Annotated in this window: 13 protein-coding genes and 2 pseudogenes; 11 read left to right on the top strand and 4 right to left on the bottom strand. The window is 63.9% G+C overall.

Going from position 1 to position 18723, the window contains the following annotated elements:
- Nucleotides 1-157: 157 nt before the first annotated feature.
- Both sulP and I6F17_RS01015 read right to left on the bottom strand, forming a co-directional pair.
- On the bottom strand, nucleotides 158-1897 hold the full coding sequence (gene sulP / locus I6F17_RS01020) for a sulfate permease (protein WP_225123726.1): 1740 nt from the start codon (nucleotides 1895-1897) through the stop codon (nucleotides 158-160).
- Between the two features lie 280 nt (nucleotides 1898-2177).
- Nucleotides 2178-2567 carry a hypothetical protein gene (locus tag I6F17_RS01015; protein ID WP_225123725.1) on the bottom strand — a complete coding sequence of 130 codons (390 nt, stop codon included), beginning with the start codon at nucleotides 2565-2567 and terminating at the stop codon, nucleotides 2178-2180.
- Between the two features lie 1291 nt (nucleotides 2568-3858).
- Here I6F17_RS01015 and I6F17_RS01010 point away from each other — a divergent pair.
- From I6F17_RS01010 to I6F17_RS00995, 4 genes are all read left to right on the top strand, one after another.
- Nucleotides 3859-5238 carry a hypothetical protein gene (locus I6F17_RS01010; RefSeq protein ID WP_225123724.1) on the top strand — a complete coding sequence of 460 codons (1380 nt, stop codon included), beginning with the start codon at nucleotides 3859-3861 and terminating at the stop codon, nucleotides 5236-5238.
- Nucleotides 5239-5300: 62 nt separating this feature from the next.
- Nucleotides 5301-6344 carry a TAXI family TRAP transporter solute-binding subunit gene (locus I6F17_RS01005; RefSeq protein ID WP_225123723.1) on the top strand — a complete coding sequence of 348 codons (1044 nt, stop codon included), beginning with the start codon at nucleotides 5301-5303 and terminating at the stop codon, nucleotides 6342-6344.
- Nucleotides 6341-6970 (top strand): hypothetical protein, encoded by a 630-nt coding sequence (locus I6F17_RS01000; RefSeq protein ID WP_074447514.1) that lies wholly within the window; start codon nucleotides 6341-6343, stop codon nucleotides 6968-6970. The genes I6F17_RS01005 and I6F17_RS01000 overlap by 4 nt, the downstream gene beginning before the upstream one ends.
- 24 nt (nucleotides 6971-6994) lie before the next feature.
- Nucleotides 6995-7612 (top strand): hypothetical protein, encoded by a 618-nt coding sequence (locus tag I6F17_RS00995; RefSeq protein ID WP_081494513.1) that lies wholly within the window; start codon nucleotides 6995-6997, stop codon nucleotides 7610-7612.
- Between the two features lie 280 nt (nucleotides 7613-7892).
- On the opposite strand, the pseudogene I6F17_RS00990 reads toward I6F17_RS00995, so the two are convergent.
- Nucleotides 7893-8045 (bottom strand): annotated as a pseudogene (locus I6F17_RS00990) (SDR family NAD(P)-dependent oxidoreductase); the annotation flags it as partial.
- A 162-nt stretch (nucleotides 8046-8207) separates the two neighbouring features.
- On the opposite strand from I6F17_RS00990, the gene I6F17_RS00985 reads away from it, so the two are divergent.
- The 3 genes and pseudogenes from I6F17_RS00985 to I6F17_RS37880 all read left to right on the top strand — a co-directional run bounded on the left by I6F17_RS00985 (nucleotide 8208) and on the right by I6F17_RS37880 (nucleotide 11218).
- A complete protein-coding gene (locus tag I6F17_RS00985) occupies nucleotides 8208-8978 on the top strand; it encodes a methyltransferase domain-containing protein (RefSeq protein WP_225123722.1) in 771 nt (256 codons plus the stop codon).
- A 182-nt stretch (nucleotides 8979-9160) separates the two neighbouring features.
- Nucleotides 9161-9718, top strand: a pseudogene (locus I6F17_RS37885) (TRAP transporter small permease); the annotation flags it as partial.
- 219 nt (nucleotides 9719-9937) lie between these two features.
- The gene (locus I6F17_RS37880; protein ID WP_036004463.1) at nucleotides 9938-11218 is read left to right on the top strand and encodes a TRAP transporter large permease subunit; all 1281 of its coding nucleotides are present in this window, start codon (nucleotides 9938-9940) and stop codon (nucleotides 11216-11218) included.
- A 228-nt stretch (nucleotides 11219-11446) separates the two neighbouring features.
- Here I6F17_RS37880 and I6F17_RS00970 read toward each other — a convergent pair whose 3' ends face one another.
- Nucleotides 11447-12517, bottom strand: coding sequence for a glycosyltransferase family 4 protein (locus I6F17_RS00970; RefSeq protein WP_036004379.1), 1071 nt, complete (start codon nucleotides 12515-12517; stop codon nucleotides 11447-11449).
- A 274-nt stretch (nucleotides 12518-12791) separates the two neighbouring features.
- Between I6F17_RS00970 and I6F17_RS00965 the strand changes: the two genes are divergently transcribed.
- The 4 genes from I6F17_RS00965 to I6F17_RS00950 are packed head-to-tail and all read left to right on the top strand — an operon-like array spanning nucleotide 12792 to nucleotide 18695.
- Entirely contained in the window at nucleotides 12792-14555 is a 1764-nt protein-coding gene (locus tag I6F17_RS00965; protein ID WP_036004382.1) for an ABC transporter ATP-binding protein, read from the top strand.
- A 58-nt stretch (nucleotides 14556-14613) separates the two neighbouring features.
- The gene (locus tag I6F17_RS00960; RefSeq protein ID WP_036004384.1) at nucleotides 14614-16818 is read left to right on the top strand and encodes an amylo-alpha-1,6-glucosidase; all 2205 of its coding nucleotides are present in this window, start codon (nucleotides 14614-14616) and stop codon (nucleotides 16816-16818) included.
- 18 nt (nucleotides 16819-16836) lie between these two features.
- Nucleotides 16837-17358 carry a PRC-barrel domain-containing protein gene (locus tag I6F17_RS00955; RefSeq protein ID WP_036004387.1) on the top strand — a complete coding sequence of 174 codons (522 nt, stop codon included), beginning with the start codon at nucleotides 16837-16839 and terminating at the stop codon, nucleotides 17356-17358.
- A gap of 23 nt (nucleotides 17359-17381) precedes the next feature.
- The gene (locus I6F17_RS00950; RefSeq protein ID WP_225123721.1) at nucleotides 17382-18695 is read left to right on the top strand and encodes an MFS transporter; all 1314 of its coding nucleotides are present in this window, start codon (nucleotides 17382-17384) and stop codon (nucleotides 18693-18695) included.
- The last annotated feature ends 28 nt before the right edge of the window (nucleotides 18696-18723 follow it).

The raw sequence follows: 18723 nt of genomic DNA, 5'->3' as shown, positions 1-18723 counted from the left end.
GATTGGGCCCATGTTCCCTGAAGCCGGGGACGAAGTGCGCGCCCGCGGTTCAGCAATGACTCGCTTATTGCCGGCGGCGGTCTGGCGGTTGGCCGCCATGCTCACCGAAAATGGCCGCAGGTGCGGCCCTGCGCTGGTTGTCGCGCTAGTCGGCTCGTCACGACCCGACGTGACGACCGACCTCGACCTGATCCTCCCAGTCCTCCCATTCGACATTGTTGATGTCGAGGTAGCTCGAGACGGCCGAGCCGATGGTCGGAAAGAACTGGGCTGCGCCGACCTGCGCATACAACCCGAACCGCTTCAGCTTGTCCTTCACGGGATCCTTGAGCTCGGCAAAGCAAAGTTCGATGCCCCTGGCGTGGAGCGCCTCGTCCAGTTCGGCAATTGTGTCGCAGGCGGTGACGTCGACGCTCGTGACCGGTTCGGCGGCGACGACCAGCCAGCGCACGGGTGTCGGCGATTGCGCGACCGCGGCCAGAATACGTTCCTTGAAGAACTCGGCATTGGCGAAGAACAGCGGCGCGTCCCAGCGGAACAGCACCAGTCCGGGTATCAGGCGGGCATCGGGATATCTCGTGATGTCGTGATAGCCCTTGACGCCCTGCGCCCGCCCGAGAATTGCGGAGTGCGGACGCCAGCCGTCCCACAGAAACTCAGCAATGGCGACCGCGATGGCGAGGCCGATTCCGGGAATTGCGCCGAGCACGGCTACGCCCACGAAGCACAGCACGGTCAACCAGAATTCCCAGCGCTGGATCCGGTAGATTCGTTTGAGATCACTGATCTCGATCAGGCCGATTGCGGCTGCGATCACCACGGCGGCCAATGCGGCATTCGGCAGGTGCTGCAACAGGTTTGGCGCAGCCAACAGAAGGAACGCGATAGCAAACGCGCCGACGACACATGTGAGCTGGGTGCGGGCGCCGGCGGCTTCGGCAACGGGCGTGCGCGAGGAACTGCTGCTGATCGGGAAGCCCTGGAAAAAGCCGGTCGCCAAATTGGCCGCGCCGAGGCCCACCATCTCCTGGTTCGGATCGACCTTGTCGCCCAGACGAGCGGCATAGGTTCGCGACAACACGCTGGTATCGGCGAACGAGACCAGAGCGATGGCGCAGCCGCCGGCCAGCACGGGGATCAGATCGCCATAGCCGATCCTGGGAATGGAGAAGGCCGGCAGACCTTGTGGAAGTGGCCCCAAGACTTTCACACCATAACCAGTTCCCAGATCAAGGAGTGAGACGACAAGGGTCGCTCCGACGACGGCAATCAGGATTCCCGGCAGTCGCTTGCTGTCCTTGAGCAGCAGGATGACGATCAACGTACCAAGTCCGACTGCGAATGCGGCCCAATTGATCTTGCCATCACCGATCCCAACGGCGATCGCCCATAGGTCTCTCAGCGGTCCTTCGCTTTCGATCGAGAAGCCGAGCAGCTTTGGCAACTGGCTGATCAAAACGGTCAGCGCGATCCCGTTCATGTAGCCGTACCGTATCGGCTTGGACAGCAGCTCGGTCACGAACCCTAACCGTGCGATGCCGGCCACAATGAGCACCGTTCCCGAAACGAGCGCCATCATGGCGGCAAGCATTGCGGCGCGGACCGGATCGCCGCCGGACAGGGGGACGATAACGCCGAGGATGACAGCTGCCAGCGCCGAGTCCGGTCCGAGCACGATGATGCGGCTCGGACCGAACATCGCATAGGCCAGAAGCGGGACGATGGTCGCGTAGAGGCCGTGGATGCCCGGCAGACCGGACGCCACGGCATAGGCAATTCCGACCGGGACAAGCATGGTCGCCAGCACGAGACCTGCGAAGACATCATGCCGAAGCCAGGCCGCTTCGTAGTACCGAAGCGTATCGATCCCAGGCACCCAACGCGTCCAAACGTGCACCGCGCGCACTCCAAAGGCCGGTCGCCATGCGAAGCGATCGCCGGTCAACAGACGATCAACACGGATATCTGCAGTCACGTGTCGGCTCGCCGATAGCGCGCGACGATCTCGCAACGACTCGACCACTCGCTTGACGCAAATCAACGTTGTCGTAACCCCGACTATTCCGCGGCGCAGCAATCCTTGGGACGAGAGCCTGTGCTCCTAGACCTGATACCGCAACCCGCCATCCACCGAAGGGCCGAGAGCCTTTTTCTGTGCCATCCTTCGCGACGCCCGCTTAGGCGGGCTCCTGAGCACGGAGTGTGTGGCTGCAGTCTCGGAAGACACTGACGCCGATTAGCCTCATCCTGAGGAGGCGCGTAAGCGCCGTCTCGAAAGACGAACGGCGCTCCCTCTCGACCAAGAAGCGAAGCGGAATCTGTTTCATGCCTTTTGCGACGTCGCAGTTTTCGCGTTGTGCCGCGCGCGCCACCTGCCGCGGGACTTCGGCGAGGGCTGAGATCTGGAAATCCGTTCTGCCTCCAAACCGAATGGGATCGAACGCGGCAGCCTCATCTCGACTGCCGGCGCTCTGCTTGTCCTCGCCGAACGCGGCGGTCAAGTGAACTGCGGCAACGAGCATCAAGAGGCCGATCCCAACCTTCACGCTCTTCAATGTCGAACGCATCGCATGAATTCCTAGAACTGATACCGCCGCAAGCCCCCCATCCACCGGGATCACCGCTCCCGTGATGTATCGCACCCGCGAGGCCCAAAACACTACGAGCGCACGCACTCATCCGGTCAAGCCGGGCCGTTTCGGCGATCTCGAGCCAGCGGTGGTGGCACGAGAACAACCGAAGGGACACGCCTGGGTGTGTAACGGGCATGGGCCCGATGAGGCAAGTGAAGGACCGACGCGGGCTTGGGCTGTCGACTCGCCTACTGCCAAGATCGGCGCCGCATCGCCAAGCTACCAGTAACTTTTGAACGTTTGCGGATTCGTCTTTCCTCAGCCTTTTCCAGGCGGGTACGAAGGTTCTGAAGCTCTGTCAGTTGAGAGCTGAGCGACAAAACACGTTGACGCAAAATCGCAATACGGTCGCACTGACCACAAGTACTCATGACGCGCCCTAAACTGTGACTGTCAGGAAATGATTAGCTGGGTCAAAAAACAGAATGGACTTAAACCTATGGGTGTTGATGACCATAGCACAGGTTCATGAAATTTGGTTGACACGCGCGGCAGGGACGTCGCCGACCGCGATCGGAACACGCCAAAGATCAAAGCGCCGCCGTTGGATCGGTGATTTTGCGCGACCACCCCAGTTCGATTCCGAGTTCTTACGGAAAATCGCCGCTAGAGCACAAGCCCGAGCACCAACCAGCTGGCAACAGACAAACAGACGCCAATTCCCAAATACGGCAATGCAATGCGCATGGTCATTCCTCCATGCCTAGACGCGACGAGAACATGGTCAGATACGCAGATTCGGGGCGCCAGCCCTATATTCCATGCGATGTATGAGCTGTTTAACGGCATCCGACGAGCATATTTAATTTGACTTTTAATTGGCCAAAATTATAGGTATTTGAGTTAATTGCTATATTTAATTTGGGCGTGTCGCCGCGCCGCAACACATTATCTACATCTACGCGTGTTCTGATCGGGTGCCGAAACCATGCGAACAGGCTGGGCGATCGCTCCATTGGAGTTGCTCTTGAGAGAGGCGTGATGCATGCGCCAATCAATCGATACTGCACCCAGGGACCGAGAAAGCACCCGAATAGAAGATGCGGCGGAGGAGCTCGGTCACGGGTCGCCTGAGACGGGCAGATGGGGCGCAAAGGACGGCTCAGCGCTCCGCTCTTCACGGACCCATTGGTGGGGTGAGACCGAGGATATCGATCCGGAGGAGACGGGTAGTTCGCTCATTGCAGCTGTCGTTCTGGTCGCCCTTATCTTCGCTGGGGTGACCGTGCTCGGGGCTTTCGACCCGTTCAACGCCCAACCGACTGCCGAAACAACTCGAATCGACGGCGGGAGCGCCGCCGGCCTCGACCAGCGGCCTGACTTCGCGACCGGATCGCCAGCACTCCTTCAGAGCGAAATGTCCAAGGCCCCGATTCAGGCGGTCTCGGCAAGCGCGGCGGGCCCGCCACCACGGCTCGACGCCGACGGGCGCAGTGACGCGCTCTCCGGTGAACTGGCCGGCGCGCGCAGGGAGCTCGAAGAGGCGGTCCAGCGCACGCATGCAGCGGAAACTGCCACGGAGGAGCTGCGGCAGTCTCTTCAAAATGAGCGAGCCCGCAGCGCCGCCTTCGCGGACGAACTTGCCGGAACCCGCCGCGAAGTAGAGGCTCGTATCGCGCAGGCGCGCGAGGCGGATGAGGTGGCCGCACAGCAGAGGGATGCGGCGGCGTGGGAGATCGCTGAACTGCGGCAGTCTCTGCAGCAGGAGCGGGAAAAGAGCGCCGTCCTGGCGAAGCGAGTGAGCGCCGCGCAGGCGATAGCGGCAAGCGCTGAGCAAGAACGCTACGAGGCGCACTCACGCGCCGCCGCCCTCGCGAGCGAGCTTGCCGGCATCACTCGCGGATCGGCTACGGCCGACGGTGCGACGGCGGAGCAAAGCGAGGCGGTGGGCGGGGAGATCGCGGAATTGCGGCAGTCCTTGCAGCAGGAGCGCGAAAGGAACGCAGCCCTCGCGCAACAGGAGGACGCCGCGCGGTCGGCAACGGCGAACGCCGAGCAACAACGCCGTGCCCTCGAAGAGACCCAGGCTCATGCTGCCGCGCTGGAGAGCAAGCTTGCGCAAACGCGCGGCGTCATCGAATCGCTGAACGGGCATCTGCGCGAGGCGAACGATGCAGCCTCGCAGCAGAGACAGGCAGCGAACCGGGAGATCGCCGAACTGCGACAGTCGCTGGAGCGGGAGCGGAGCAGGACTGAAGCCAGGGAGAGCGAGATCGCCTCGGTATCGCGCCTTATCGATCAGCACGCCCCGGCGGCGCAAAGAAACGGCGGCCCGACCTTGTCGACGGCGCAGAACGTGACCGCAACGGAGCCGCCGACGAATCCAGGCCAGGACGAGGTGGAGGCCCGATTGATCCCGCGTGCCAGAGCGTTGCTCGATCAGGGCAATATCGGTGCAGCGCGGATTGTGCTCGAGCTTGCGGCTGAGAAGAACAGTGCGCAGGCGACCTTCATGCTCGCGGAGACATATGATCCGGCGGTTCTGTCGGCTTGGGGTGCCTATGGAACGCGCGGCGAGGCGGCCAAGGCGCGCGAGCTCTACGCGAAGGCACACAGGAGCGGCATTCGCGGAGCCAAGGAACGACTGGATGCATTGCATCACTGAGAGTGGGCTTTGCATTCATGCCGGGAAGAGTGGTGACGGTGGGCAATCCGGAAAGGAACGACATGAACAAGCTGCCAAGGTCGCTCTCGTCGCTCGTGCTCGCCGCGCTGGTGCCGATTGCCGTGCTGCTTCAAACGACTTGCCTGGAAGCACAAACCGCAAGATCGGCCAAGGCGGATGCACAAATGCTCCGACGGCCGCTCCCTCAGGAGAGCGAAAAGGGCCGGATGAACGCCTGGACCGTCGGGCTCGCGGGCGGCCTGCTCGAGGGCGCGCCGATCCGCCTCGCGGCAGAAATGGCCCGTGTCGTCGACGACGGAGCAGAGCTGCATCTCCTGCCGATCGTCACCCGGGGCGCCACCGACAATCTGAATGCGCTGCTCTATCTGCGTGGTGTCGATACCGCGATCATCAATTCCGACGCGCTCGAGGAGTACAAGCTTCAGGTTCCGCAGATCCAAAGCCGCATCACTTATCTGCTCAATCTGTTTCCGTCCGAGTTGCACATCTTCGTGCGGCCGGAGATCACGAGCCTGCAGGACCTTGCCGGCAAGAAGGTGAACTTCAATACTCAGGGCACCGCAGCCGCCTATTCCGGTCCGCTGATCTTCAGCCGCCTCGGCGTCGACGTCGACAAGACGTTCATTCCGCATCAGCTTGCCCTGGAACAGATGCGCAAGGGGGAGATGTCGGCCGTCGTGTTCATCACGTCGAAGCCCGTGGACGCCTTCGTGCGAGGCCGCTGGGAAGCTGGATTCAAGTTCCTGCCGGTCCATTACGACGGGAAGTTCGAGGACTATTATCTGCCGGCGACCTTGAACGCCAACGAGTATCCCAATCTGATCAAACAGGGTGAGCGGGTTGCGACTCTTGCCGTGCCGACGGCTCTCGTTGCATTCAACTGGCCGCCACGCTCAAACCGCTATCAACGCGTGGCGCGCCTCGTCGAGTACCTGTTCTCGCGGATTGACCGCCTGCAGGCACCAGGCTTCGATCCGAAATGGCAGTCCATCAATCTCGCGGCGTCCGTCCCCGGGCTCACCCGCTTCCCGGCTGCGCAGCAATGGCTGGATCGCAAGGCACGCAGCGTACAGGCGAGGCCATGAAGAGTGCCGTTCCTCCGTTCGCCGTCGCCTTGAACGTAGCCTGCGGAATCGCTTACGCGCAAGACACGGGCGATGCCGTCGAGTCACTTCGGGCTTGTTCGGCGATGGAAGGGCGGGGCCGGCTGGAATGCCTGCAAGAACTGTCACGTAAGATTCCGCCGCCCGGGCGGCGGGCGTCAGACGGCGGCTGGCTGATCAGCGAGACCACCTCGCCGGTCGACTATTCACCCGTCGTCACCGCCACCACCTTTTCGGTTGGCGGCTCGGATGGAGCCACGATGCAACTCGCAATCCACTGCCGCAAAGGCCGAACGGAAGTCACGGTCGCCGGACCGGCGCTGTCACGGAGCGCCAACGAATACGTCATCTCCTTTCGGCTGAATGCGGACACGCCGATGCAACTCGCGGCAGCGTCGCCGTCATTCGGCTCCGGCGTCGCTTTCGGGGGCGACGTCGTAAAGTTGCTGAACGCGCTACCCGACGAGGGTCACATCGTCGTGCGCCTTTTCGCCCGCACTGGTCAGGTGCAAGACGGACAGTTCCTGCTCAGCGGATTCGAGAACGTGCGCAAGAGAATGGCGGCTGCATGCAAATGGCCACATAGCGTCGCCAGACCGGGAAGGTGATGGTCAAGGAACGGGAGACACGAGATGATCAATCCGAAGTTGACGATAGCAATCATCGGCGGCCTGGCGATGGTGCTTCTGGTCGAACCAAGCGCGCAGGCGCAACAGGACAACCAGTTGATCCCGCAGATGAGCGAGAAGAATCAGGCACGCGATCCGAAGCAACCGACTAGACGGATGCACGTGAGCAAGCCGGGGCAGACTCACACGAGCAAGCAAACCGCTGCGACACGGGCGGCGATGGCTCAGGCGACAAAACCCGAGATCGTCAAAAAGCCGCACCAGCTAATATTGCAGGTCAATTCCAACGAACCTGCGATGATGAACCTCACGCTCAACAATGCCACCAATGTCGCGCAATATTACCGCGATCTCGGTGAACCAGTCTCAATCGAGATTGTCACCTTTGGTCCCGGTCTTCATATGCTGCGCGATGATACCTCGCCGGTAAAGCCACGCATCGAGGTGCTCGCGATGAGCAATCCCGAAATCTCCTTCAAAGCCTGCGGCAACACCCAGGAAAATATGCGGAAGGCGGAGAACAAGGACATCAATCTGATTCCGCAGGCGACGGTGGTCAAATCGGGTGTCGTCCGCGTCATGGAGCTGCAGGAACAGGGCTGGAGCTACGTCAAACCGTGAGGTCCGGCGACAATGGGGCCATCGGATGCGCAGTTAGAGCGGAATGGCTTTAGGTTGAATCGATTGCCACGGGCTCGGTGCAACCTCTCCCGCTCTTGTCCGCCGAAGCCTTGGCGAAGGCGGATGCGGGAGAGGTCACGCCACCGGCTCGCGCCGACGGCGCGCCCGACGACAGGCTCCGGCGCGGGTCAGGGCTTTCTCCTCTCGGGGCTATCCCATTGCGGAAACATTCCCCAGCCCTCTCTCACAAGCGGGAGAGGGAGTGCACTTGCCTTGTAGCAATCTCCTTCACCAGCTCGGCGAGGAGATCGGTACGGCGCGCCACGCCGACGACGCGCACGCCTTCGGCGGCGAGGCCCCTGGCGATGGCGCGGCCGATGCCGATGCTCGCGCCGGTGATGACAGCGGTTTTCGATTTGAGCCCGAGGTCCATGGTCGCACGCTCCCTTGGTCCTGCCTGCTTTTTGTTGTTCGTTTGCCGCTCTGTCCCGCGGGCTTGCGAATTGCCCGACCGGGACGAGCAGTGGTAACCAAGAGGCTTGCCGAAGGACAAGAGCCTTGGCGAGGGAAATACGAAGAACAAAGGCGTCGAAGGATGGTCTGGGATCCGCAGCAATATCTGAAGTTCTCCGGCCACCGGCTCCGGCCCGCCGTCGACCTGTTGATGCGGATTCCCGATTTTGCCCCACGCGCGATCGCCGATCTCGGCGCCGGCGCCGGCAACGTCACCAAATTGATCAGGGAGCGCTGGCCGGAGGCACGCGTGACCGGTGTCGAGGGCTCGACGGAGATGGTCGCGGCAGGACGCAAGGCCGCGCCTGACGTGGAATGGTCACATGAGGATCTCGGCCATTGGAGTCCCGCTGGGCAGTACGACTTGATCTATTCCAATGCCGCACTGCATTGGCTGCCCAATCATGCGGCACTGTTTCCGTCGTTGATGGAGAAGGTGACGCCCGGGGGCATGCTCGCGGTGCAGATGCCGCGCAATTTCCTCGCGCCTTCGCATGTGCTGATCGGCGAGACTGCGCTCGACGGCCCATGGCGGTCCAAGGTGGAGCATCTCGTCACCCGGCCGCCGGTGGAAGGGCCGGGCTTCTACCACGATCTGCTCGCGCCGATGTCGGCCAACATCGACATCTGGGAGACCGAATATCTGCAAGTGCTCGAAGGCGACAATCCCGTGAAGGAATGGACCAAGGGCACCTGGCTGACGCGCTATCTCGACGTGCTCCAAGGCGAGGAGAAGGCCGCATTCGAAGCCGCCTACGGGATGCGCGTCGCGAGCGCCTATCCGAAGAATGCGGCGGGGCAGACGCTGTTCCCGTTCCGGCGCCTCTTCATGGTCGCGCAACGGAAAGGCTGATGGCGCTGCCGCAATGCGGCATAGCACGCGTTGCCTCGGACTCGCGCGGATGCCGGCTTGCGCATCCGGCGGTCATCACGTTAGCTTGGCAGCGCTTAGCTCTCGTTGTTACCGACGGCTGCGGCCCAATAACAACAGTACCAACGGTCGGCGGCAATTGCGCTCCCGGCCGTTGCGCTTGAATGATCCAATCCGGGGGGACCAAGTTGCTGCGTGTGCTGAATCGCTTTCTCGATCATCTCGAGGAATGGCTGATCGCGACGATGATCGCGGCTGCGACGTCGCTCATCTTCGTCGCGGTGCTGCACCGTTACGGCGCCGGGCTGTCGATCGACATCGCCAAATGGGCGGAAGCCCGCAGCTTGGCTTTCCTCGCCGTGCCCGCCCGCGCGACGTTCGCCTGGCTTGCCGCGCTCGATTTGTCATGGGCGCAGGAGCTCTGCATCTACATGTTCATCTGGATGGCGAAGTTCGGCGCCGCCTATGGCGTGCGGACCGGCATCCATGTCGGCGTCGACGTGCTGGTCAACATCCTGCCCGGCGGCTCGCGCCGTCGCATCATCACCTTCGGCCTGCTGTGCGGTGCGCTGTTCACCGCCATCGTGGGCTATTTCGGAGCCGCCTTCGTCAGCCACATGTGGTACAGCGGCCAACAGTCCAACGATTTGGAAGCGCCGATGTGGATGGTGTATCTCACCATCCCGCTCGGCTCCGGCCTGATGTGCTTCCGCTTCCTGCAGGTCGCCTGGTCGTTCTACCGCACCGGCGAGCTGCCGCATCACGATATGGCGGGCGTCGAGGGCGTCGAGGCGGATCCGGTGCATCCGGCGCCGGTCACGCCGACCCAGGTGGTCCGGGACGAGCGCAGCCCGCTCGGCTGGATCCTGATGCTGCTGCCGGTCCTGATCGTCGCGCTGTGCTTCGCGCATGCGGCCCATATCATCACCTTGCCGCAGGGCCTGCGCGTCTTCATCGTGTTCGCGCTGCTGATCTCGCTGATGCTGACGGGCATGCCGATCTCGATTGCGCTGGGTCTGACCGTGCTCAGCTTCATGTTCACGCTGACTGACGTGCGAACCGAATCGGTGGCGCTAAAGCTGTTCACCGGCATCGAGAATTTCGAGATCATGGCGATCCCGTTCTTCATTCTGGCCGGCAACTTCCTGACCCATGGCGGCGTGGCGCGGCGGATGATCACCTTCGCAACCTCGCTGGTCGGCCATTGGTATGGCGGGCTCGCGCTGTCGGGCGTGGTCGCCTGCGCGCTGTTTGCCGCGATCTCCGGCTCCTCGCCGGCGACCGTGGTGGCGATCGGCTCAGTGATCCTGCCCGCGATGGTCGCGCAAGGCTTTCCGAAGCGGTTCGGCGCCGGCGTGATCACGACGTCGGGCTCGCTCGGCATTCTGATTCCGCCATCGATCCCGATGGTGCTCTACGCCGTCTCCACCAACAGCTCGGTGGGCAAGCTCTTCATCGCCGGCATCGTGCCGGGGCTTGCGCTCGCCACGCTGCTCGGCATGACGACGTTCTATCGCGCCTGGCGCAACGACTATCCGCGGATGCCGAAGGCGACCTTCATGGAGCGTCTCGATGCGTTCCGCAAGTCGATCTGGGGCATCCTCCTGATCGTGATCGTGATCGGCGGCATCTACAGTGGCCTGTTCACGCCGACTGAAGCTGCCGCCGTCAGCGCGGTCTACGCCTTCATCGTCGCGGTGTTCATCTACAAGGACCTGAAGCTGCGCGACGTGCCGCGCGTGCTGCTGTCGTCGGCCAACCTTTCGGCGATGCTGCTCTACATCATCACCAATGCCGTGCTGTTCTCGTTCCTGATGACCTACGAGAACGTGCCGCAGGCGCTGGCGCAATGGATGATCGACCAGGGCCTGGGCTGGATCGGTTTCCTGCTGCTCGTCAACATCCTGCTGCTGCTCGCAGGCAATGTGATGGAGCCGTCCTCGATCATCCTAATCATGGCTCCGATCCTGTTTCCGGTCGCGGTCAAGCTCGGCATCGACCCGATCCATTTCGGCATCCTGATGACGGTCAACATGGAGGTCGGCCTGTGCCATCCGCCGGTCGGCCTCAATCTCTACGTCGCCTCGGGCATCGCCAAGATGGGGATCACCGAGCTCACGGTCGCAGTGTGGCCGTGGCTGCTGACGATGCTGGGCTTCCTCGTGGTGGTGACCTATTGGCCCGGCCTGTCGCTGTGGCTGCCGCGGCTATTGGGGATGTAGCTGGGCGAGCGTGTACCTCTCCCCCGTGTGGGGGCGAGGGTGGGATAGGGGCGGGCTGTCCCAAAGTCCCCGGTCATTGCGAGCGCAGCGAAGCAATCCAGAGTCCCTCCGCGGAAAGATCCTGGATTGCTTCGCTGCGCTCGCAACGACGAATTGACAGGGCGGGGCGCATATACAAACCATGGCCGGTACTAGCCCGGCCATGACGCTTGCGCTTAAGTTGCCTTCCTACTCTGCGCTGCTCACCAGCTTGATCCGCGGTGCCTGCGCCTCGGTCAGGCTGCGATATGCGGCGAGGTAGTCCAGGGCCATGCGTCGCGCGGTGAAGCGCGTTTCGAACTGCTTGCGGATCGCGGCGCGGTCGAGTTGCGGAAGCCGGTTCACCACGCCCGCGGCGCTGATGACGTCCTCGACGATGAAGCCGGTGAGGCCCTCGTCGATGATCTCCGGCACCGAGCCGCGGTTGAAGGCGACGACCGGCGTCCCGCACGCCATCGCCTCGATCATGACGAGGCCGAATGGCTCCGGCCAATCGATCGGCAGCAAGAGGCCGAGCGCGCCGCTGAGGAAATCCGACTTCTCGTGATCGCTGATCTCGCCGATGAAATCGACCAACGGATTGTTCTCGATCATCGGCCGGATCAGCTCGTCGTAATAATCCTGGTCGGCACGGTCGACCTTGGCCGCGATCTTGAGCGGAATGCCGCAATGGGTCGCGATCTTGATGGCGCGATCGACGCCCTTCTCGGGCGCGATGCGGCCGAGCACGGCGAGGTATTCCTGTTTGGCCGGCTTCGGCGTCAGCAGCTTCTCCGGCAGGCCGTGGTGGATCGTCGTCACCCAGTTCGCCTGCGGCACCGGCCGTCGCTGCGCATTGGAGATCGAGATGACCGGCATCTTGGTGAAGGTGTTGAAGACCGGCTGATGCTCGGGAAGATCGAGCCGGCCGTGCAACGTCGTCACGAACGGGGTCGGCTGGCGGTGGAACAACGACCAGGGATAATAGTCGAGATGGAAGTGGAGGAAATCGAACTCCTCGTCGTCACATTTTTGCCGCACCCGCTCCAGTAGCACCATGTGCAGCGCGTTGGGATCGCGCACGGAACCGTCGAGCCGAAGTGCCCGCGGCCATAATGCATCGAGCTTGGCCGATGTCCGCGAGTCGCCGCTGGCGAAAAGCGTCACGTCATGGCCCAGGGCCACCAGCTCTTCCGTCAACCAATGCACCACCCGCTCGGTGCCGCCATACAGCTTGGGTGGAACAGCCTCCGTCAACGGAGCTACCTGCGCGATGCGCATCTCACCATCTCCTCTGCGATCATGAAGTTGAAACCCCCGCCTTAACGGCACCGGCAATGCCAGACGAGGGAACGTTCCCGCACCTGCGAAGTTCCTTCCCCCGAACGTTACATATTCGACACGTCGGCGGAGCGTCGCGATGCTGCCACTACATCTTCGCACATCGTCCGCATCCGCATGTCGTGATGGGATTGCCCGGGAACCGAGGCGAAGCGGTCGATGTTCACTCGACCAGTAACGAAACGAAAAATCAGCATAACGGGGCGACAGCCATATGGATCAGCTTTCTGGGTACGCGCGTAGGCCATTTGCCTTTGTCCTGCGCTATCTCCGGCGTCGTCTCGCGTCGCATTTGGTGATCCTGACCGCGGTCGTGGGGGCCGTTGCCTGCTCCGTAGGCACCCAGTATGGCGTCAAAGCTCTGGTCGACGCCTTGTCCGCCGGTCCCTCGTATGGCGGTGGCGTATGGCTGGCATTCATTCTGCTCATGTCACTCATTGCCGCCGACAACTTCCTGTGGCGGATCGCGAGCTGGACAGCGAGCTTCACCTTCGTCCGGGTCACGGGCGATTTACGGCGTGACATCTTTCGTCATCTGACCGGCCACGCGCCGAGCTACTTCTCGGACCGGATGCCCGGCATGTTGACGAGCCGCATCACCGCGACCTCGAACGCGGTGTTCACCGTCGAGAACATGTTCGTCTGGAATGTGTTGCCGCCGTGCATTGCCACAATTGCGGCAATCATCCTGATTGGAACCGTCAGTCCCTACATGGCGCTCGGCCTGATCGCGATCGCGGGCGGCATGGTGGTTGCGATGTTTCGTCTGGCCGCGGCCGGCAAGCCGCTGCATGACGATTTCGCCGACAAGGCCGCATTGGTCGACGGCGAGATGATCGACGTCATCAGCAACATGCCGCTGGTGCGCGCCTTCTGCGGCATCAGCCACGAGCATGAGCGGTTCGACGCGACCGTGAACCAGGAGCTGACCGCGCGCAGCCGCAGCCTGCGTTATTTGGAGAAGCTGCGGCTGTTGCATGCCGTCATCACCGTGCTTCTGACCATTGCGCTGATGGCCTGGGCGATCTCGCTCTGGCAGAAGGGCCAAGCGACGACCGGCGACGTCGTGCTGGTCTGTACGCTCGGCATCTCGATCCTGAGCGCGACGCGCGATCTCGCGGTGGCGCTGGTCGACGTCACCCAGCACGTCGCGCGTCTGACAGAGGCGATCGCCACGCTGCTGGTGCCGCACGAGCTCCGCGATCATCCCGAGGCCGAGCCCCTGGTCAAAAGCGGCGCGGCCATCGCGTACAACAACGTCACCTTCGGCTATCCCGGCAGCGACAAGATCTTCGAGCGCTTCAGCCTGCGCCTCCAGCCCGGCCAGCGCGTCGGACTGGTCGGCCAGTCCGGCGGCGGCAAGTCGACGCTGTTCACGCTGCTGCAGCGCTTCTACGACGTCGACGAGGGCAATATCACCATTGACGGCCAGGACATCTCGAAGGTGACGCAGCTGAGCCTGCGCGAGGCGATTTCCGTCGTGCCGCAGGACATTTCCTTGTTTCATCGCTCCATTCGCGAGAACATCCGCTATGGCCGGCCGAACGCGACCGACGACGAGGTGCTGCGCGCGGCGATCGCAGCGCGCTGCGACTTCGTCGAGAGCCTGCCCGAGGGCCTCGACACCATGGTCGGCGACCGCGGCGTCAAGATGTCGGGCGGCCAGCGCCAGCGCATCGCGATCGCGCGCGCCTTCCTGAAGGACGCGCCGATCCTGCTGCTGGACGAGGCGACCGCCGCGCTCGACAGCGAATCCGAGGAGGCGATCCGCGAGGCGCTGTCGCGCCTGATGCGCGGCCGCACCGTGATCGCGATCGCCCATCGCCTTGCGACGCTGCGCAATTTCGATCGTGTCGTGGTGTTGAGGAATGGTAAGATCATCGAGGACGGCTCGCCCGAGCGCCTGATGCAGGGTCACGGGCCGTATCGTGAGCTGGTCACGCAGGAAATGAGCCGGCTCGCGCAAGCCGCCGCGTAAACCAACAGTCGCGTTCTCGAGTCGGTCGCGTTTCGAATCAAGCGCAGGGGAGCAGCTCATGTCGGCAGAAGCCGTAACCCAGTTCGTCTCCGTGACGCGGACCCCGGAACAGGTCGCGGAACAGCCCTTCTACATTCCGATGACCGGGCCCTCGGCCCGGCCGCGGCGTTCGCTCAAGCACGACGACACCTTCATCGTGCTCGACAGCCACGGCGACATCGGCGCGTCGGCCGGCGGGCCGGACGGGCTGTTCCATCATGACACGCGCTATCTTGCGCGGCTGGAGCTCGTGCTCGACGATCTCCAGCCGCTGCTGCTCGGCTCGAATCTGCGCGACGACAATTCGGCGTTGACCGTCGACCTCACCAATCCGGACATCTACCGGCAGGGCAACCTCGTTCTGCAAAAGGACCTGTTGCACGTCGTGCGCACCATCTTCCTGTGGCGCGGCACCGCCTACCAGCGCATCGGCGTGCAGAACCATGGCGACCGGCGCACCAGCTTCGAGCTGACGCTGCTGTTCGGCAACGACTTCGCCGATCTGTTCGAGGTTCGCGGCGAGCGGCGGCCGCGCCGCGGCGTCGGAACCGGCCGGCTGCTCGGGCCGACCGACGTCCTGTTCGAGTATCGCGGCCTTGACGACGCCGAGCGGACCACCGGCCTGCATTTCGATCCGCGTCCGACGCGGCTCTCGGTCAACGCTGCGACCTGGGAGCTCGACCTGGAGCCGCACCAGGCCAAATCGCTGTTCGTGGCCGTGTCCTGCAACCGGCCGCTGACGGAGAAGCCTGTGCGGTTCTTCCCGGGTCTGCTGGCGCACCGCCGCGAGATGCGGCAGTCGACCATGGGCGCGGCCAGCATCGAGACCTCCAACAACATCTTCAACGAGGTGCTGTGCCAGGCGATGGCCGACCTCAACATGCTGATGACCGAGACGCCGCAGGGGCGCTATCCCTATGCCGGCATTCCCTGGTACTCGACGACGTTCGGCCGCGACGGCCTCATCACCGCGCTGCAGATGCTCTGGGTCGATCCGCGCATTGCCAAGGGCGTCCTGCGCCGGCTCGCGCATTTCCAGGCCGCGGCGGTCGATCCGCTCGCGGACGCCGCGCCCGGCAAGATCCTGCACGAGATGCGCGGTGGCGAGATGGCCGCGCTTGGGGAAGTCCCGTTCGCGCATTACTACGGCAGTGTCGATTCGACCGCGCTGTTCGTGCTGCTCGCAGGCAGCTATTTCGAGCGCACCGGCGACGAGGCCACGTTGATCGAGCTGTGGCCCGCGATCGAGGCGGGGCTCGCCTGGATCGACGGTCCGGGCGATCCCGATCAGGACGGCTTCGTCGAATACCAGCGCGCGACCGAGAAAGGGCTGGCGAACCAGGGCTGGAAGGATTCCTATGACGCGATCTTCCATGCCGACGGCCGGCTTGCCGAGGGCAATATCGCGCTCGCGGAGGTCCAGGGCTACGTCTTCGCCGCCAAGCAGCTCGCGGCGCGTTGCGCGCTGCGGCTCGGCAAGCCGGACCGCGTGCGCAAGCTCGAGGCCGAAGCCAGGGCGCTCGCCGAGCGCTTCGAGCAGGCGTTCTGGTGCGAGGAGCTCGGCACCTATGCGCTCGCGCTCGACGGCAAGAAGCGGCCCTGCAAGGTGAGGACCTCGAATGCCGGGCAGATCCTGTTCAGCGGCATGGTCCGCGAGGACCGCGCGCGTCTCGTCGCCGCCGATCTGATGCGGCCGCATTTCTTCTCGGGCTGGGGCATCCGCACCGTCGCGCAAGGCGAGGTGCGCTACAACCCGATGTCCTACCATGACGGATCGATCTGGCCGCACGACAACGCACTGATCGCGCTGGGGCTGGCGCGCTACGGCCTCAAGCATTCGGTGGCGCATGTCTTCAAGGGGCTGTTCGACGCCGCGACCTACATGGATTTGCGCCGGCTGCCCGAACTGTTCTGCGGCTTCCGGCGCGAGAAGCGGCGCGGGCCGACGCTGTACCCGGTCGCCTGCGCGCCGCAGGCCTGGGCCAGCGCGACGCCGTTCACGTTGCTGGAGGCGGCGCTCGGCCTCGAGTTCGACGTCGCGCGCGGCGAGATTCGCCTGCGCAACCCGCATCTGCCGGCGTTCCTCAACGAGGTGATTCTGCGCGATCTGCGCCTTGGCGAATCCAGCGTCGATCTTCGCGTCAGCCGTCACGGCGACGACGTGGCGCTGGAAGTGTTGCGCACGCGCGGTCAGATCCAGGTCTCGATCGTGCTGGCGCGCTAGAGGCGCGAGGAGGAGGTCATGCGTGCGATCGGAAGGTTGGTCCTGGGCGTGGCGATTGTCGCGGGCTTGACGGTCGCCGGATCGCGCGCGGCCGAGGAGCCGCCTGCATCCCCGAGCGAAGCAAAGGCACCGGCAAATGTGCAACCGCCGGCTTCCACGGTGCCCGTCACGCCCAAGGACGCCGCGCCGCCGCCATCGGTGACCATCATCGGCGCGAGCGAGGCCCACGGCGTTCTCGGCCGCGACGTTCGCAGCGCCGCCGGCGAGGACATGGGTCGCATCGTCGACGTCATCGTCGATCGCACCGGCCATGTCCGCGCTGCGGCGATCGATTTCGGCGGCTTCCTCGGCGTCGGCAGCCGCAAGATCGTCGTCGACTGGAACGCGCTGCGCTTCGGCAAGATCGCCAACAAGAAGGACAGCATCACGCTGGAATTGACCAAGGCGCAGGTCGCGGCCGCACCGGAATACAAGGAGGACACGCCGATCGTCGTGCTCGGCGCGTCCGGCAGCCTTCAGCCGCTGCAAGCGATTCAGTGAGGTGCAGGGAGGGCTGACCGCCCGTGCTGTTGTCGAGGAAGCCGAATCATGCAGATCGCGGCGGCGTCGTCGAGCAGGACAACGTCGCGGAGCCGGCGGCTGCGGGCATTCCGGCGCCGTCGCGCCAGAGCCTGCGTGGCCTCGACTGGTTCATCTTCTTCCTCGCCGACGTGCAGACCGGATTCGGTCCCTTCATCGCGGTCTATCTGACGACGCAGAAATGGACCCAGGTCGAGATCGGGCTCGTGCTGTCGATCGGCGGCATCGTCGCCCTGATCGGCCAGATGCCGGGCGGCGCGATCATCGATGCCGCGAAATCGGAGCGCCTCGTCGCCGCCCTCGCGATCGCGACCATCGGCGCCTGCGCGCTGGCCTATGCGGCGATGCCGATCTTCCCCGTCGTGGTCACCGCCGCAACGCTGCATGCGATGGCGAGCTGCGTGCTCGGGCCCGCGATCGCCGCGATCAGCCTCGGCCTCGTCGGCCCGCTCGCGATCGGCGAGCGGCTCGGCCGCAATGCGCGCTTCGCCTCGCTAGGCAACGGCGTCGCGGCGGCGGTGATGGGGACCGCGGGGTATCTGTTGTCGAGCCACTCGGTCTTCCTGGTCACTTTCCTGCTCGTGATCCCGACCCTGATCGCGCTGTCGCGCATACGCGAGAATGAGATCGACATCAGGCGCTGTCACGGCGAAATGCCGCCTGAAGCCGCCGACCGGGGCGATCCCAATATCTGGCACCTGATCCGGCAGCGCCCGCTCATCGTGTTCGCGCTCAGCGTGCTGCTGCTGCAGCTCGCGAACGCCGCGATGATGCCGCTGATGGCGAGCGCGGTGACGGCGCGATCGAGCCAATGGGCGACCGTGCTCGTCGCCTTTTGCATCGTCGTTCCGCAAGCGATCGTGGCGCTGCTGTCGCCGACAGTCGGGCGCAAGGCGCAAGCGTGGGGCCGGCGGCCCTTGCTGCTGATCGGATTCGGTGCTCTGGCGATTCGCGGCCTGTTGTTTGCGACCGTGCGCGATCCGTATCTCTTGGTGCTGGTGCAGGTGTTCGACGGCATCACCGCGGCGGTCTTCGCGGTGATGATCCCGCTGATCGTCGCCGACGTGGCCTTCGGCAGCGGGCATTTCAATCTGGCGCAGGGGATCGTCGGCACCGCGACGGGTATCGGCGCGTCGCTGAGCACGGTGCTTGGCGGCTATGTCAGCGACAAGTTCGGCAATGCCACCGCATTCATCGGGCTGTCCGGCGTTGCCGCAGCGGGACTCCTGCTGATCTTCTTTGTGATGCCGGAGACGCGGCGCACGGGTCTGACCGCCGCCAAAGGAATGGCCGGCTGAACGAATTCAGCCGGCCAAAGTGGGGGGA

This window comes from Bradyrhizobium sp. NBAIM18 (assembly GCF_020193825.1).
GTDB classification, from domain to species: domain Bacteria; phylum Pseudomonadota; class Alphaproteobacteria; order Rhizobiales; family Xanthobacteraceae; genus Bradyrhizobium; species Bradyrhizobium yuanmingense.
This window is presented reverse-complemented; position numbering and strand designations above follow the sequence as displayed.